Origin of the sequence: Agrobacterium sp. rho-13.3 (assembly GCF_033957765.2) — a bacterium.
Lineage (GTDB): Bacteria > Pseudomonadota > Alphaproteobacteria > Rhizobiales > Rhizobiaceae > Agrobacterium.
Genome location: NZ_CP192775.1, coordinates 342433 through 359304, shown reverse-complemented (window position 1 = coordinate 359304; position 16872 = coordinate 342433). Strand labels below are relative to the sequence as shown.

Sequence of the window (16872 nt, the reverse complement as noted above, 5' to 3'; positions counted from 1 at the left end):
GAAGTGATGGCCGTTTACGGCCTGTTGCGCCATGAGCGTCGAACGCGCGCGACAGAAGGGATAATCGCAAAAAAACAGCCAGACCTGAACGAATTGGTGCGGTGCACAACATATATAACTTTACAAAATAATATTAATCTGTGAAGTTAACGCAACAACGAGTGAAGTGAGCAAGAGCTGTGACCAAACTGAAATTCGCGACCCGACTGAATTCTTTCGCCTCAAAGCCATCCGCAGAATGGCCGGGCCTTTCTGGCAAGCCGACAATGCTACAGATGGCGACGCGCGCGGCAAAGGTCGAGGGACTAACGGATCTCGATCTCAATTATCCCGATCACGTTGCGGAAGATCCTGCTGTTCTTTCACGCCAAATTGGCGACCTCGGCTTGGCGATCAACGGTTTTGCCATGCGTTATTATACCAATCCCGCATTCAAGATCGGTGCCTTCACCAACCCGGACCCGGCTGTACGGCGTGAGGCGATCGACCTGACAAAGAAGGGAATCGATGCGACACGCGCTGCTGGTAGCAATTTGATGACTCTCTGGCTTGGTCAGGATGGTTTTGATTACGCCTTTCAGGCTGACTATCACACGCTCTGGCAACACGAAATTGACGGAATTCGTGAAGTATGCGCGCATGATCTCGATTGCCAGATCAGCATCGAATACAAGCCGAATGAGCCGCGCTCTTACAGCCTGATGCCCGATTGCGCCACCACGCTTCTGGCCATCAAAGATGTGGATATGCCCAATCTCGGTGTGACGCTGGATTTTGCCCACGTTCTTTACGCGGACGAGCAGCCCGCTTTCGCGGCGGCGCTGATTGCCCGTTACAGCCGGGTTCTCGGCGTTCATCTGAATGACGGTTATGCCAAGCGTGACGATGGTTTGATGGTTGGCGCAGTCCATACCCAACAGACGATCGAGCTTCTGCGCCAGATCCGTAGAGATGGTTATGACGGCGCAATTTATTTCGACACGTTCCCGGATATGACCGGCCTTGATCCGGTCCACGAATGCGAAGTGAACATCCAGACTGTGAAGCGAATGCTGAACGTTGTGGATCGAATTGAGCAGGACAATCGCCTGTCTGGTGCGATTGACCGACAGGATGCCGTGTCTGCGCAAGCCGTCATTCAGGAACTGATGCTCGGCTAGACACTGTAAACACTGACATTACTCGCAATCTCTGAACCTTTTTAACCAAGGTCACGCCGAAGGCTTGCCGAAACGACACCATCTGGGAGGAACCGATGAATACCTTTTTGAAGACCACACTGGCTACCGGGTTAGCCGCAAGCTTCCTGTTCAGCGCAGCTTTCGCGCAGGAACTTGCACCCCTTAATTCGGACACTGAGAAAGACCGTATCGACTGGTCGCAGCTTGAAACCAAGCTTGGCGCGTTCCCCAAATTGCCAGAGGGCACGAAGGCTGGTGCCGTTTCCAAAACGCTGACCAACGAATATTGGCGCTCGCTGGGTGAAGGATACGCCTCGTTTGGCAAGAAGGTGAATGTGCCTGTTGCCTATCAGGCTGCACAGAGCGAAGGCGATCAGCTTGGCCAACTGACGATTGCTGAAGGTATGATTACGCAAGGGTATAATGTTTTGCTGGTTTCCCCGCAGACAGACGCCAATCTGCAACCCGTCATCGAGCAGGCAAAAGCGGCCAAAATTCCAGTCGTGAACGTCAACGATGCCGTCATCCCGCAGGTCGAGCATTATGTTGGCAACGTTCAGCGCGACAATGGCGTGCGTGTGGCAAGGTGGTTCATCAAAAATCGTCCACAGGGTGGCAAGGTCGCGATTGTTGAAGGACAGGCCGGTGTTTATGCCGCCGTTCAGCGCACGGACGGCTTCAAATCCACCATCAGTGAAGGTGGCAAGTTCCAGGTCGTGGCCAGCGTTCCTGGGAACTGGGACCGCCAGACATCTTACGACGCCGCGACCAACATCCTCAATCAGCATCCTGATTTGGTTGGCTTTTATGCCAACAATGACGGCATGGCGCTCGGCATCGTAGAGGCGGTCAAAGCCGCGGGTCTTGCCGGCAAAGTTGCCGTATTCGGCACAGATGGCATTTCCGACGCCTATAAGTCGATCAAAGCAGGCGAACTGACAGGCACAGTGGATAGTTTTCCGGTGCTGACCGGCGAGGTGGCACTCGAAACAGCGCTGCGTCTCGTCGCTGGCCAGAAACTGCCCCGTGTCGTCGCCACGCCACAGGCGCTCATCACCGCTGACAACCTCAGCCGTTATCAGGGCGAAGGCGTCAATGTTCGCGCCGTGCTGATGGAAGATGCCAAAGCCGCAAAGTAACGAACGCCAAAAGGATGCTGGCCATGACGGCTGGCATCCTATTGAGCATGGAGTTTGAACGATGACGCCGCGACTGAGATTCGAGACGATTTCCAAGAGTTTTCCCGGTGTGAACGCGCTGACAGACGTTTCGTTTGAGGTAGCGCCTGGCGAAATCCACGGACTTCTTGGCGAAAACGGTGCGGGCAAGTCGACCCTTTTGCGGATATTGTCCGGCGTGTTTCGTCCAACTGCGGGAACTGTCTTCGTAGACGGCACAGCGGTTGCTTTCAAAAAGCCAATGGACGCACGCGCAGCGGGCATTGCGATGATCCATCAGGAACTTCAGCAAGTTCCGCATCTGAGCGTCGCCCAGAATATGTTTCTTGGCCATTCGCTCACGCATATGGGTGGCCTGTTGGTGTCGCGGCGCGAACAGGAGGTGCGGGCCGCCGAAGCGTTGTCCATGATCGACAATACGATTGATCCTTCTGCACCGATATCGTCCCTTAAAGTGGCGCAGCGCCAGATTGTTGAGATTGGCCGCGCTCTGCTCGACAAGGCGAAAATCATCGCCATGGACGAGCCCACATCAAGCCTGACACCGAGCGAGTTCGACCGTTTGGCCGAGGTTATCGCCAGCCTGTCGGCCAGTGGTGTCTCAATCATCTACGTGTCGCACAAGATGAACGAAGTGTTCCGCATCTGCCAGCGCTCTAGCGTTATGCGGGATGGCAAGCTCGTCGATGTCGTTGATCTGAATAAGGTTTCGGAAAATGACGTGATTGCCAAAATGGTCGGTCGCGAATTGATGCAGGAAGAGCATAATTCTTTCGTCACCAAAACGGTCAAGCTCGAAGCAAAGAACCTCTCTTCGGCAACCAGAATTCGTGACGTCTCATTCACGCTGCATAAGGGCGAGGTTCTTGGCGTCGCCGGGCTGGTGGGTTCAGGCCGCACCGAATTGCTGCGGTTGGTGGCGGGCGCAGATCGTTTGAGCGCGGGTTCGATCGCCATTGACGGCAAAGAGGTAAGCTTTGCCAGTCCGCGCGATGCGATTGCCGCTGGCATTGGTCTGGTTCCAGAAGAGCGCAAGCGGGAAGGCATCATCCCCCTGCGCCCTGTCAGCAACAATATGGCCCTCGCCTCGCTCGGCAGTTATTCATCCGGTGGGATGATCAGGACGTCAAAACTTCGGGCATCCGCGCGGGATTTGTTGAAGCGGGTCAATCTGCGACCTTTTCAACTGGATCGCCCCATCCGCCTGTTCAGCGGTGGCAACCAGCAAAAGGCGATCATCGCGCGCTGGTTGGCCGCAAAATCGCAAATCTTGCTGTTTGATGAACCGACCCGCGGCATCGATGTGGGTGCCAAGGCAGAGATTTATCATCTGATCGAAGACCTCGCCCGTGAGGGTCACTCTATTATCGTCGTTTCATCCGAACTGCCGGAAGTCATCCGGCTTTCAGACCGTGTGCTGGTCATGCGCGAAGGTCGGATCGCAGCAGAGATTCCACGCGACCAGCTGACTGAAAGCGCGATCGTCGCGCATGCCATTCCAGGGGCAAATGCCGATGCGGCGGATATCCGCACTGCGCGGCCCGCGTGAACCATACAGGACATCCCATGACAAGCTCTTCAACAGTACCCGCAAACTCTGCTCCCGCCTTTCGGCGCTTCTCGTTTTCACTTCGCGATGCGGGAACCCTGATTGGCCTCATCATCATCATGGCCGTGTTTGCGGCTCTCGTTCCGGGCTTTATTTCGGAACGAAATCTCGTCAACATCCTGCAACAGTCCAGCATCAATGCGTGCCTGGCGCTGGGCATGACGCTTGTTATCATCTCAGGTGGTATCGATCTGTCGGTTGGGCCAACCGCTGCGATCTCCGCTGTCATTACCGCCAGCCTGCTGGTGGCCGGAATACCAATACCGCTGGCCATCCTCGCAGGTCTTGGCGTGGGCGTGGCTTGCGGCTTCATCAACGGCGCGCTTGTCGCCTATGTTGGCCTGCAACCGTTCATCGTCACTCTTGGTACACTCAGCACCTACCGCGCCATCGCGCTGATTTATACCGGCGGCAATCCCGTTCTCGGTATTCCGGCTGGCTTCCGTTCGCTGTTCAACGGCAATCTCTTCGGCATCCCGACACCGGTTTTAATCGTGGCCGTCGTTGCCATTGCCGCATGGATACTCCTCAAGAAAACGCCGATTGGCGAATATCTGATGGCCGTGGGTGGAAATGAAGAAGCTGCCTATGTGGCAGGTGTTCCGATTGCGCGCACCAAAATCACGGCTTACGTCATCTCCGGCGGACTTGCTGCTCTTGCCTCGCTTATTCTGATCGGTCGGCTGGGTGCTGCCGAACCTATCCTCGGCAATCTCTGGGAGCTTGATGCAATTGCCGCTGCGGCGATTGGTGGCGCTTCGCTGATGGGCGGCAAGGGAAGTATTCTCGGCACCATTCTGGGGGCCATCATTCTGGGCGCAATGCGCAACGGTTTGACGCTGATGAATGTTCAGGCCTTCTATCAACTGCTCGCCACTGGCCTTATAATCCTCGTCGCAATGATGATTGATCGCGCCACGCGAGGACGAGAATAGGAGACGGGGATGGACGCTGAGAGCTTCGACATGAAAGCCGTGGGACCGCGCATCCGCATGATGATGCCGTTGTTGACGCCGCTCGAAGCGAAGGTTGTCGATACCGTGTTCGCCATGCGGGACTTCAGCGATGAGACCTCGCTCAAACAGATCGCGGAAAACGCTGGCGTGTCTGAAGCCATGGTGGTCAAAATCACCAAAAAGCTCGGCTTTGCCGGTTTCCGTGATTTCCGCTCCGCTGTCAGCCAGTATAATCTTCAGCCAACTGCGGAGATGCACCAGGAGCTTTCGGTCGATGATACCTCGCTGGAAATCGTCCAGAAGGTGTTTCGCACGTCCATTCATGCTCTTGAAGAGACGCTGGCTATTCTCGATATGGCGGCGTTCGACCGGGCTGCCGATCTGATCCACAAGGCTGCGACCCGCGATTTTTACGGTGTCGGCGGTTCTGCACAGATCGCACGGGATGTGGCCCATAAGTTTCTGCGGATCGGTGTGCGTGCCAGCGTGTTTGATGATTCCCACATGATGCTCATGTCTGCCTCGCTGCTGGTGGAGGGCGATGTTGCAATCGGTTTCTCTCATTCCGGCAACACGATCGCGGTGATCGATGCGCTACAACTTGCGCGCAGAAACGGCGCGAAAACCATCGCTATTACCAATTACGATTCCTCTGCGCTCGCGCAGTCCGCTGATGTGGTCCTGTGTTCTACGGCGCAAGGATCGCCGTTGATGGGCGAAAATGCTGCGGCGCGCATTGCCCAGCTCAATATCCTCGATGCCATTTTCGTGGCCGTTGCCCAGCGTGATTATCAGGCCGCCGAGCGCAATCTTGAGCGCACCATGTCTGCCGTCACATCCAAACGAAAAGATCGCCTTTTATGACATCCTCCCCCATCGTCACCGTCTTCGGTAGCCTACATTACGATATCGCGGTTTTCGGCCCTGACCGCCCGCGCAAGGGCGAGACAGTAACCGGAACGTCATGGCACCCGAAATTTGGCGGCAAGGGCGGCAATCAGGCGGTATCGGCTGCGCGCGCAGGGATTTCCACCTCCATGATCGGCGCGGTTGCCGATGATGATTTCGGGCGATTTCTCATTGCAAATCTCAAGAGCAAAAATGTCGATCATACCTTCGTGCGGCGTGATGCGTCACAATCGACCGGAATGAGCGTTGCGATTTTCGACGCAGATGGCGACTACGGTGCGGTCATTGTGTCAGGAAGTAATTTGACACTCGGCGAGCACGACATCACGGCCGCTCATGATTTGTTGAGCCGCACGACAATCCTTGTGCTGCAAAACGAAATTCCCGACGCCGCAAACGTGGCAGCAGCAAAAGCCGTTAGGCAAGCTGGCGGTCGCGTACTCATCAACGCGGCGCCGGCGCGCATCCTGTCTGACGATCTGCAACCGCTCATCGATATCATCGTGGTCAACGCTATCGAAGCCGAAATGCTGGCTGGTGTCCCGGTGGTGGAAACTTTGGATGGCGCTCTGGACGCTGCTCTGAAGCTTGTCAACTTTTTCCCCGAGGTTGTAGTGACGGCGGGCGGCGCGGGTGTCGCCTACGCAAACAGGGCTGGCGACAAGATCGTTGTTGAGGCAGTAAAAGTTAAAGTCGAAAGCACGCACGGTGCGGGCGATCAATTCATTGGCGTACTGGCTGCTGAAATTGCGTCCGGAAAGGCCACTATAGCGGCACTTCATAAAGCCAATACCGAGGCGGGGAAATTCGTCGGCACGCCAGAAGCTGACCGTATTTGATAATCTATGCTCATCTGTTGTTCGAAACGAGGATTGTCGACACATGTCTCACTCGTTGGTCGTCAGGACGTGTCTTCGCCGCCTTGGCGTGCAAGTGGGCATTGTCTGCCATCCAAAGCTCGACCAAATTGCCCGTTTTGATCGTATATTCGGCGATATGTGACCCCGGTCGCCCCAACATGCCGGGTGGCCGCGAACGCGCCGTAAGGCCGAGGCTCAAGAGCGACACCAGAAGTCAAAATAGGATATAAAAATTTGCGCCTCTTTTGGAACATTAATGGCAGATAACAGTTTGTTCATCTGACATTCATATTCGCAGCGGAGATATATCACGATGTTTTTGAGCAGCATGCACGACAGCAGCGCCTTCAGTTTTGGTATCGGTAGCAGCATTTCCGCCCGTCGCGCCGCAATTGAAGCAGAGCTGCGGCATCTGGCGAATTTTTCCGGCCACGATATTTCTGTCGACGTTGAAGGCGGATGCGTCATCCTGAGCGGTGTTGTTTCCAGCCAACTGGATTTGTACAGAGCGATGAACGTTGCGACGGATATCGCCGGTGCAGACAGAGTGATTTTTCAAGTCAGTTTCAGTCAGATGGCTTTCGCTTAACTGAAAGTTATCGTCCATGTTGGGCCGACTAGCGACGCTGGTGCATTTCGGTTGCCATCAGCGGAAACCAGCGAATGATCGTTATCGCTCCCTCTGAATATCCGGACAGAAGATGTGTTCCCCATGTTCAGAAAGTCTCACCGACCATAACTGCATCAATTTGTGTCTTCCAACACGTGGCGGTTTAGAGAGACTTCATCCTAAACAAAACACCGAAGCCTCAAGGGCAGCAGGGCAGCACCAATGGCTGAGGCGTCTCCTTCGGTTTCAGCTAGAACGAGTTTCGCTTCCCTCGGTCCTACGCCGTAACGATGTTCGCGTTGGGAGGGCAGTTGGGTCCGTTCTATCATCATTCGACCGAGCGCTGGCGGTAATTGTCCGCCGAAGACGATCGCTTGAGGGTCGATGACTGCAATGAGGCTTGCGACCAAGCGGTCCACTTGCGGCATAGTGGCGGAGAGCCATTCCTCAACGCCGGGCCATTGCGGATCAAACCGTTGATAGAGCGTTTCGATCGAATGGATGTCGACACCGTTTTTCTTCAGCGTTGCGATCAGATACTGCAATGCGGGGCGCTTGTCCGATTCATCCGGGTTGTAGATGCCGCTGAATTCGCCGGCATTGCCGTGAAAGCCATGAAATGGCTGGCCGCCCAGGATCAACCCACCGCCGAAGCCGTAGTTGAAGGAAAGATAAGCAAAGGTCTGGCACCAGAGGCCCACGCCGCGAAGGCTTTCACCGATCGCCCCGGTTGTAGCGTTGTTCTCGAGCCAGACTGGCAGGTGAAACATCTTCTCTAGGATGGGTTTGAGGTTCATCAGCGACCAGTCGCGCAAAGGCTCCGGCGCGTTGAATGCCCGGTCTTCGGAAACGAAAAATCCCGACATGGAAAAGCCCAGCCCCACCAGCCGCTCACGCGCGATGCCGTGGGAGGCGAGCATCTCATCCAAAACAAGTGAGAGTGCCGCGAGTGTTTTCTCTCGGTCAACGGGAACGATATCCAGCTTTTTCTGGACGACAATCGCGCACAGGAAATCCGCGACACAGATCACTGCGGAATCGGTATTGATGGAAATTCCAAGCGAATAGGCAGCTTCAGGCACCAGCTCTATCGTCGGGCTGGGCTGGCCGCGTGTTCCCTTCAATGCTGCGCCGGTGCGCAAGAACCCGCGATCCAGCAGGCCTTCGATCAATCGATGTACGGATTGCTGCGTGAGGTTTGTGTGACGGGTAATAGTGGCCCGGGCAATTGGACCATGGCGCCTGACAATATCGAGAATGAGGCGTTCATTCTCGCTGGCAAGCGGTTCGCGGTCGAGCTCTAAGCGCGGTTTTTCATCAATAGTCATAATCTTGGATAGCCGCTGCAACAGGCCGCCGCAACCACGCCACACGCCCTCTCGATGAATTTTTCTCTGGACTGTCACAAATATTACACCTAAAGTGTATTAATGGGAACCAGTGAGCAACGGATCCCTAGGAGGAGCCACCATGAATATGAAATACATTGCGATCGCCGCGCTTGCGTTGGCGACGACGGCAGCGCCTTGCCTGGCGGCAGATATCAATATGAAGAACCTCGATTTCGATCTGTCAAAGGTCACGCGAGACAATTTTTATGAGATCGTCGTTCCCGCCGCCAAAGCGGAAGGCGCGGTCACGATGTATAATTTCGCTGGAAGTTTTGCAGATACCTGGAAGGAGCTGATCACGCGCTTTGAGGCGAAGTATGGCATCAAAGTCTCCTACAGCGACGTAAAGGGTGATCAGGCCAACCAGCAACTCATCGCCGTTCAGGCTGCGGGACAGGATTCACCGGTCGATGCCTATTTTGCAGGTGGCGGCAGCTATCCGCTCCTGTCGTCCAAGGGCGTCGTCGGTAATATTGCGCTGACGAAAATCCTGCCCAATATGGCAAATTACAATCCGGAGTTTGCCGAAACAGTCTTCGGCAAAGCGCATGGCGGCAGCTTTCCGCTGGTACACTTGAACCAGACAGCGATTGGCTACGACGCGGCCTTCGTAAAGCAGCAGGACGTGCCGAAGAGCTTCGATGAGCTGCTGGCATGGGCCGAAAAGAACCCCAAGCGCCTCGGCGTGACGTTGCCGGCAAAGGGCGGTTCCGGTGGCGGTTTCATCTATTCGGTCGCACTCAACTACCTGACTGGCGAATGCCGCACGCAACTGACCGACTATAATCAGACACTGCAACAGGCCGAAGACTGGGCCATGACGTCTGAGTGCCTCACCCCCGTCTGGGATTATTACAAACGATTGCTGGCGGTCGCGGAATTGACCAATGGCAATGCCGACACGCTGAACCTGATCAACAACCAGCAGCTCTACATGGGCACCGTATGGGAAGATCAGGTCATGAGCTTCCTGGGCACAAAACAGTTGCCGGACAGCTTCCGTTTGACACTGCTTGAAAAAGGCCAGATTGGCGGCGGGGACGCGATGTTTGTTCCTGCCAACGCAAAGAACGTCGCCGCAGCGCTGCTTTTTATCGACATGGCGATGAGCAAGGAATTCCAGCTTTGGAAGCTGGAAAACAAGGCGTCTCGCTCGCCACGGCTGGATGTGACCAACGATCTGATGCCGCAGGAAAAGCAGGTGCATGTTCTGCCGCAAGATGTCTATCCACGCCTTTCGGCGCCGGCCTTCTGGGATATGTCGACGGCTCTTGCTGAAGCGCTCGATGAAAAGGTGCTGAACCAGTAGCACCGCTTTGAGCCTCCCCTCGCTGCGCTTGGCGCAATGCCAGTCCGCAGTGTGGAGATGTCTGAGCCGCGATCATGAAGGATCATCGCCATGAGCGAACTCGAAATCAGCAACATCACCAAGGATTATGGCGCAAGCCGCGCGCTTCATCCGGTATCGATCACCGTCGAGCGCGGCGAATTCGTGACGATCCTCGGCCCGTCAGGCTGCGGAAAATCGACGCTTCTGCGCATTCTCATGGGCATCAGCGAGCCATCCGGTGGTGAAATCCATCTGGGCGGAAAGCGCATCGATCAGGCTCCACCGGAAGCGCGAGACATTGCCATGGTGTTCCAGTCCTATGCGCTTTTTCCGCATATGTCGGTCGCCAAAAACCTCGGCTTCGGACTGCGGATGAAAAAGGTGCCGAAAGACGAGCGTGCACGTCGTATCGCCCACGCACTGGAGATTTGTAATCTCGCAGGCCTTGTCGACCGTATGCCGCGCCAACTGTCTGGTGGCCAGCAGCAACGCGTGGCACTGGCGCGCGCCATTGTCATGCAGCCGAGCCTTCTGCTGTTCGATGAGCCTCTTTCCAACCTGGATGCCAAGCTGCGAGACACCTTGCGCCATGAGCTTACGGAACTGCACAGGCGGATTGGTGCCACCAGCATATATGTGACCCATGATCAGGCCGAGGCGATGGCAATGTCCGACCGGATCGTGGTGATGAATGCCGGACGGGTGGTGGAGGTCGGGACGCCGCTCGACCTCTACCGCGCACCCAAGCACGCCTTTACTGCGGGTTTCCTCGGTCAGACCAACCTTCTGCCGGTGACAGCTGATGGAAGCGAGGCACGTTTGCCTTGGGGCCAACCGGTGATACTGGACAAGAAAGCGACCGGCCCGGCGCAGATTTCTGTGCGGCCTGAAAATATCGTCATCGCCGCCGACAAAAAAGGTGCAGGCACGGTCTCCGCCGTCTCGTTCATGGGGGCGAACGCGCTCTACACCGTTGAGATCGGCAAGGCGCTGCTGCGTGTCAGCCAGTCCGGTGCGGAAAGTCTGATAGACGCGGGAAGCAGAGTGTCGCTGCTATTTCCGGGGTCAGTGCATCTGCTTGAGGACAAGCCGGTCAAGGAGGCTGCGTGATGCAATGGCTTCTTCGTGATCGGCGCGTGCAACTGTTTGTTTTGCTGGCACCCGGCGTTGGTTATCTCATCGTCTTCTTTGGCGGACCGTTGTTGTCGGCACTGATCGGCAGCTTCAGGATGGATGATGGCAGTTTCACACTGTCTTTTTATCAGCGAATTTTCACCCGCCCGTCGATGATCCGGGGCCTGACGACCTCGATCTATTATGGCGTCATGCCGGTTATCGTCTCACTTGCGGTCTCGGTGCCATTGGCTCTCCTGATCCGCAAGAGTTTCCTGGGCCGAAAACTGTTCAGCGGATTATACAAGCTGCCAATGGCGGTGCCGGGCATCATCGTCGGTCTGATGGTCATCGTCGTTTTCGAACGCGGCGGATTTATGGACCGTCTCGTCACACCGCTCGGGCTGGAATTGCCCAAACTTGTGCGCGACGAGTGGGGCGTTGGTGTTATCCTCGCCAGTGTCTGGAAACAGATCCCGTTCATGACGCTGATCATTACCAGTGCGTTCGCGGCCATTCCGGAAGATATCCGCTACGCGTCACGCACACTTGGCGCTTCCCGTCTGAAGACCTTTCTCTTCGTGGAGGTGCCGCTTGCCATGCCCGGCATCACCGCCGCTATTCTTCTAACCTTCATCGGCTCCATGGGCTCCTATGCCATTCCCGATATCGTCGGGCCGCCGACGGCACGCCCGCTGTCCGTTCTTATGGTGCAGGAATTCAATCAGGGCCGGTTCAATCAGGTCTACGCCATGGGCATGGTGCTGAGCGTCTTCGCCATATCGGTCCTACTTTTATATTACTCGCTGACATCTCGCATCGGCGTTGGCCAGACACGGGGAGACGCATGATGAGCGTTACAACCACTGAAACGATGGCAATTCCTCGTCGTCGCACGTTCAACCCGGAAGACCGCATATTCGTATCGATCGGCCTTTACGTGGCGCTTGGCCTTGCCATCGCGGTACCGCTTGCGCTGATGTTCCTGTGGAGCGTCGCGGACGGCTGGTCGCCTCCGCTTGTCGTGCCGAAGGACTATACGACTGCGCGTTGGGCCAGCATTCTGACGGATAGTGGCCTGATCCGTGCCGCCTTCAACAGCATTGTCATCGCGATTGTCGTCACGTTTGCAACGGCGGCCATTGCCTTGCCGACGGCCTGGGCCATGGCGCGTTTTCCATTCCGTCTCAAGCGGCTGGTGGAAGTCTTCATTCTTGCGCCGATCATCATTCCCGGCCTCGTCGTCGCGGTCGGCATCGGGCAAGTGTTTCTGATCAAGGGGCCTTGCCTATTCGGTCACTGGCGTCATCCTCGTCCAGATCGTCGGCACGCTGCCGTTGATGATCCGGCTGATGACGGCTGCGCTGGAAACCATCCCGGACGAACTCATCCACGCCGCTCGCTCCCTTGGTGCGGGAACTGTCGGCATCGTCATCCACATCATTCTGCCACTGGCGGTGCCGGGTCTGCTGGCCGGTGGCCTCATGTCATTCATTGGCAGCTTCGAGGAATTCGACAAATCCTTCATCGTCGGTGCACCTGTGGTCGAGACGTTGCCGATCAAGCTCTACATGTATCTCGACCCCTATTCGATGCAGCTGCCCTTGGCCTCCATCGTCTCCTTCATCCTGCTTCTCCCAGCCCTCATCGTCTTCATCATCGCCGGTCGCATTCTGCGCGACGACTTGATGGCGGCCGGCATGGGAAAAATCTGACCTCGAGTTCAATCCATCCACCTTAAACATCCGAAAGCCAAACCATGTCTCAGACTCTTGTTGCCTCCCGTCCCGCCAGCGATACCTGCGACGTTCTCTCCCTGTGCTCGCGAAGCAATCCCGCCATCCTCACCATTGCCCATCGCGGGTTTTGGCGAAAAACCGCGGAGAACTCGCTGGCGTCGGTCCGCGCCGCCGTCGCTGCCGGCGTGGACATGATCGAGATCGACACGCAGTCAACAGCCGATGGCAGGCTCGTCGTCATTCATGACGAGACGCTGGACCGCACGACAACAGGCACTGGAACAATCAGCGAATTGCCATTCGATGTCGTCAGGGCAGCAAAGCTGCGGGCAGGCGCAGGCGGCGCGGATGCCGATATCCTTGACGAATGCGTGCCGACGCTGGAGGAATTGCTGGAGGAAATCCGTGGCAAGATCACCGTCAATATTGATACGAAGTATACGCGGGATCTGCCGCAGGTGATGGAGACGGTGCTGCGGCTCGGCATTCAGCATCAAGTGCTGGTGAAAACCGACATCGACCCGCAGGCAATGCATTTCGATATTCTCGACGCAGACTGGTTCGGGAAAATTCCGCACATGCCAATGTTCCGGGTCCGTCCGGGCCATTTCACGGAAGATCTGCGCCGCATCGAAGCCTTTCGCGCGCCGATGATCGAGGTAAAATTCACGGATATCGCAGACCTCGCCAGTGGTCGCGAAGAACTGGAGCGCCAGAATATTCGCCTCTGGATCAACACGCTCGACGTCTCCTATTGCCTCGATTTCAACGATACACGTGCGCTCGGCGAACCAGACGCCGTTTGGACCACGCTTGCAAATGCTGGCGTCGGAGCAATCCAGACGGATGAGGTTGAAGCCTTCACAGCTTGGCTGAAAAGCCGTGCAGGCGAGGCGGTCAAGTGATGGAAACGGCGAATGAACGTCTGGATCGGGCCGTCGCGATCATCGAGGAGGCGATGACACTCGCGCTCGAATTCTTTGCGGCCCGCGGCAATATCGCCACCCGAACCAAAGGTTTTCAGGATTTCGTATCTGAGGCCGACACCAGTGTCGAAACGCTGGTGCGCGAACGTTTGGCGGCGGTCTTTCCAAACGAGACCGTGCTTGGCGAGGAAATGGGCGGCATTGCCGATGACGCCTACTGGATCATCGACCCCATCGACGGTACGGCGAATTTTTTGCGTGGCTCGCCGCTTTGGGGTATATCACTCGGATTTGTGCGGAATGGTCGCCCGGAACTCGGCATAGTCGCCATGCCGGTTTTCGGGGAGATTTATTCCGCTGCCGATGGCACGGGCCTGCTCTTGAACGGAAAGCCGTTTCCTCGCGATGTTCCCTTCCCGGAAGTGCAAGTGATGTCCCTCGGTGACAGCGCATCAACGGATGCTGAAGAGATTGCGGCGCTGAATGTTGGCCTGCGCCATGCGGGCTGGGTGGTGGAATCGATCCGCTCCACCTCCATCTCGCTCGTCTTTGCAGCCCGTGGCACATTCGATGGCCATCTGCAAAAACTCACCACCATGTGGGATATTGCCGGTGGTGTGGTCCTCGCGCGCGAAGCGGGCCTTGATGTCCGCATCGGCACCCGTGAAGGAACGGACATCCCCTGGGTCGCCGCCGGAACGCCGAAGCTGATGGCCGCGACGACAGAGCTGTGGCCAGAAATCAAAACCGTCCGTTCCAGTTCCTCGGCTTGAGGAGTTGAGGCATCGTCTCGTGTAGAGAAGGAATAAGGCTCATAATGACTGTATGTGGCCCCACGCCGCTGGCGGACGGGAACGATAGTCGCTCGGTGTGCAGCCGATCATTTGACGGAACTGTGTCGAAAAGTGGAATGCGGAGTGAAAACCGAGAAGACCAGCGATCTCCTTGATCGATTTGTCGGTGTTCATCAGAAAGTCGCTGGCGCGCTGAATGCGGACTTGCATCTGATATTGCTTGGCCGACATACCGGTCTGCTCGCGAAACAGACGCCGGAAATAGGGATAGCTGACGCCGAGTTCTTCGGCGAGCAGTTCAACCAACAGCGGTTGGCCGCAACGCTCCATCAAAATCATTCTCGCGCGATCGACGATCCTGCCGGAGACGTTGCTGTTGATATCGGTGGCCCTGCATATAAGCGCAAGCAGTTGAAGCCCAAGAGTTGAAATCAGCGGCTGATTGCTCAGGGAATCGTCCTGCGCCAGTGCGTGGATCGACGCGAACACATCTGCAACATCAGGGATGCTTGCGTGGACCGGGCGTTCCGGATGCAGCAAACCTGCGTCGCAGGCAAAGTCGAAAGCGCTGCCCTTGCACTCAATCCAATGCTCAACCCATCCCGTGCGCCGATCTGGAGCAAACCGGTGCCAGACACCGGGGAAAAGAATGAAAATCGAGCCTTCGGCAATCGTGGCCTGTCGACGTTCATGCCCGAATTCCAGCCGTCCGCTACCAGCGCTGATCTGTACCACCTGATATGCATTCAGGATACGGCCGCGCGACCAACTGAAATGATGATCGTCCGGATGACGGGTCGGTGGGTAATCGGAATAGGGCGCAATTTCTGTATAGCCCGTGGAAACGGCCGTGCAGCCCCAGGCTACGCAAAGACGGTTATCCGGCATGTAGACGAAATAGTTCTGCATTTTGCTGGCCAAGTTTTAGGATCATATTTTGTATGTAAAAGATCATTTTTGCGGAATATGCCCGCGTGTCAATGAAAACGCTTGGTGTTAACGTTGAATAGTAGGGTCAGTTTTCGAATGATCTGGACATCTTAGCTGAGATCATCAGCGTTGTCGCTGCCAGGGAGGGCAGTGGCCGGGAGGAGAGAGACATGAAACATCAAGCCAGCTTGCTGGTGGTTGCCGCGTGCCTTGCGGCTTCTGCTGCCTATGCCGAGGATTTCCACGGGTTCGATCCGACGAAATTCGACGGAAACATGCTGTCGGCTGAAACTCTGAAGGCGATGGCGGCGGATGCCGCCAAGGTTACCCCGCCCAAGAACGGCAAGAGCTACAGCATTGGTTTCGCCAATTTACAGCGCGATATTGCGTTTGGTGTCCTCGTTGAAAAGGGTATTCAGCAAAACGCCGATGCGGCAGGCGTGGAACTGGTGATCGCGGATAATCGTCTCGACGGGCCGACGGCGCTTGCCAATGCCAAATCCTTCGCCGAGCGTAAGGTCGATTACGTCATCGAATTCCAGACAGATGCCAATTTCGGCCAGACAGTCATGGACGTCTTCAAGAAGGACGGTACGAGAGTCACGGCGATTGACATCCCGATGCCAGGCGCAAGTTTCTTCGGCGTCAATAATCCAAAGTCGGGTTTCATGGGCGGGTCTTATCTGGCGACAGCAGCAGTCAAAAAGTTCGGCGCTGATGTCGTGAAGACCGGCTATCTGGTTATCGGAGCGCTACCGCAATCCGGCGTTATCCCGCGCATGCGCACCGAAGGCCAGCGGGCAGGCTTCGTGGCGATGAGTAAGGATTTCCCCGCTGATCACATCATCGAAATCGATACCAAGAATACGCTGCAAGAATCCTTTGCGCAGATGAATAATGTCATTGGCCGTATTTCGCCTGGCGCGCCTATCCTCATCATCGCAATCAATGATCAGGCCACAATGGGGATGCTACAGGCTGTCAGGGCTGCTGGCCGTGTTGATCAGGCTATCGCTGTCGGTAATGGAGCTGACGAGGCTGAGGCGCTCGCAACCGATCCGAACCTGGTTGCCGCCACCGGTTCGTTTCCGGGAAGCTATGGTAACTATCTGATCCCGATTGGTCTGTCTGTGCTTGCCGGAAAGCCTGTTCCAGAGGCGACCTTCGTTACCCACCAGATGGTCACCAAAGCCAATATCTGCCAGTTCTATAAAGAGTTTCCCTGCGTCGGGGACGCGGATGGCTACGTGTTTCCGGAGACGGAATTCGCAGCCTATCTTGCAGATTTGAAGAAGCAGGACTGGCTGAAGGGCTACGAGTCCATTCTCCCTCAGCAGTGAGCGGGA

15 protein-coding genes and 1 pseudogene are annotated in these 16872 nt (G+C 56.2%); 14 read left to right on the top strand and 2 right to left on the bottom strand.

What is annotated here, in order from left to right; all coding sequences use genetic code 11:
• Positions 1 to 188 precede the first annotated feature (188 nt).
• The 7 genes from RMR16_RS16510 to RMR16_RS16480 all read left to right on the top strand — a co-directional run bounded on the left by RMR16_RS16510 (position 189) and on the right by RMR16_RS16480 (position 7282).
• Entirely contained in the window at positions 189 to 1160 is a 972-nt protein-coding gene (locus RMR16_RS16510; RefSeq protein ID WP_320199856.1) for a sugar phosphate isomerase/epimerase family protein, read from the top strand.
• A 95-nt stretch (positions 1161 to 1255) separates the two neighbouring features.
• Positions 1256 to 2320 carry a sugar ABC transporter substrate-binding protein gene (locus RMR16_RS16505; RefSeq protein WP_320199762.1) on the top strand — a complete coding sequence of 355 codons (1065 nt, stop codon included), beginning with the start codon at positions 1256 to 1258 and terminating at the stop codon, positions 2318 to 2320.
• A gap of 61 nt (positions 2321 to 2381) precedes the next feature.
• Positions 2382 to 3908, top strand: a complete 1527-nt coding sequence (locus RMR16_RS16500) for a sugar ABC transporter ATP-binding protein (protein ID WP_320199761.1) — start codon at positions 2382 to 2384, stop codon at positions 3906 to 3908.
• A gap of 17 nt (positions 3909 to 3925) precedes the next feature.
• Positions 3926 to 4903 (top strand): ABC transporter permease, encoded by a 978-nt coding sequence (locus tag RMR16_RS16495; RefSeq protein ID WP_320199760.1) that lies wholly within the window; start codon positions 3926 to 3928, stop codon positions 4901 to 4903.
• A 9-nt stretch (positions 4904 to 4912) separates the two neighbouring features.
• Entirely contained in the window at positions 4913 to 5788 is an 876-nt protein-coding gene (locus RMR16_RS16490) for a MurR/RpiR family transcriptional regulator (RefSeq protein ID WP_320199759.1), read from the top strand.
• Positions 5785 to 6672 (top strand): PfkB family carbohydrate kinase, encoded by an 888-nt coding sequence (locus tag RMR16_RS16485; protein ID WP_320199758.1) that lies wholly within the window; start codon positions 5785 to 5787, stop codon positions 6670 to 6672. The genes RMR16_RS16490 and RMR16_RS16485 overlap by 4 nt, the downstream gene beginning before the upstream one ends.
• Positions 6673 to 7006: 334 nt before the next feature.
• Positions 7007 to 7282 carry a BON domain-containing protein gene (locus RMR16_RS16480; RefSeq protein ID WP_413785989.1) on the top strand — a complete coding sequence of 92 codons (276 nt, stop codon included), beginning with the start codon at positions 7007 to 7009 and terminating at the stop codon, positions 7280 to 7282.
• A gap of 200 nt (positions 7283 to 7482) precedes the next feature.
• On the opposite strand, the gene RMR16_RS16475 is transcribed toward RMR16_RS16480, so the two are convergent.
• Positions 7483 to 8631, bottom strand: a complete 1149-nt coding sequence (locus RMR16_RS16475) for an ROK family transcriptional regulator (RefSeq protein ID WP_320199756.1) — start codon at positions 8629 to 8631, stop codon at positions 7483 to 7485.
• A 142-nt stretch (positions 8632 to 8773) separates the two neighbouring features.
• Between RMR16_RS16475 and RMR16_RS16470 the strand changes: the two genes are divergently transcribed.
• From RMR16_RS16470 to RMR16_RS16445, 6 genes and pseudogenes are all read left to right on the top strand, one after another.
• Positions 8774 to 10003, top strand: a complete 1230-nt coding sequence (locus RMR16_RS16470) for an extracellular solute-binding protein (RefSeq protein WP_320199755.1) — start codon at positions 8774 to 8776, stop codon at positions 10001 to 10003.
• A gap of 90 nt (positions 10004 to 10093) precedes the next feature.
• Positions 10094 to 11134: an ABC transporter ATP-binding protein gene (locus RMR16_RS16465; RefSeq protein WP_320199754.1), complete on the top strand. Its 1041-nt coding sequence runs from the start codon at positions 10094 to 10096 to the stop codon at positions 11132 to 11134.
• Complete coding sequence (locus tag RMR16_RS16460; RefSeq protein ID WP_320199753.1) at positions 11134 to 11988, top strand: ABC transporter permease; 855 nt, start codon at positions 11134 to 11136, stop codon at positions 11986 to 11988. The genes RMR16_RS16465 and RMR16_RS16460 overlap by 1 nt, the downstream gene beginning before the upstream one ends.
• Positions 11988 to 12852: pseudogene (locus tag RMR16_RS16455) on the top strand (ABC transporter permease). Before RMR16_RS16460 ends, RMR16_RS16455 begins: the two are co-directional and overlap by 1 nt.
• Positions 12853 to 12896: 44 nt before the next feature.
• Complete coding sequence (locus tag RMR16_RS16450) at positions 12897 to 13781, top strand: glycerophosphodiester phosphodiesterase family protein (protein ID WP_320199752.1); 885 nt, start codon at positions 12897 to 12899, stop codon at positions 13779 to 13781.
• A complete protein-coding gene (locus RMR16_RS16445; protein ID WP_320199751.1) occupies positions 13781 to 14575 on the top strand; it encodes an inositol monophosphatase family protein in 795 nt (264 codons plus the stop codon). Before RMR16_RS16450 ends, RMR16_RS16445 begins: the two co-directional genes overlap by 1 nt.
• A 39-nt stretch (positions 14576 to 14614) precedes the next feature.
• Here the strand turns inward: RMR16_RS16445 and RMR16_RS16440 are convergent, their stop codons facing one another.
• Complete coding sequence (locus RMR16_RS16440) at positions 14615 to 15505, bottom strand: AraC family transcriptional regulator (RefSeq protein WP_432354878.1); 891 nt, start codon at positions 15503 to 15505, stop codon at positions 14615 to 14617.
• A gap of 191 nt (positions 15506 to 15696) precedes the next feature.
• Between RMR16_RS16440 and RMR16_RS16435 the strand changes: the two genes are divergently transcribed.
• The gene (locus tag RMR16_RS16435) at positions 15697 to 16866 is read left to right on the top strand and encodes a sugar ABC transporter substrate-binding protein (RefSeq protein WP_320199749.1); all 1170 of its coding nucleotides are present in this window, start codon (positions 15697 to 15699) and stop codon (positions 16864 to 16866) included.
• Positions 16867 to 16872 lie beyond the last annotated feature (6 nt).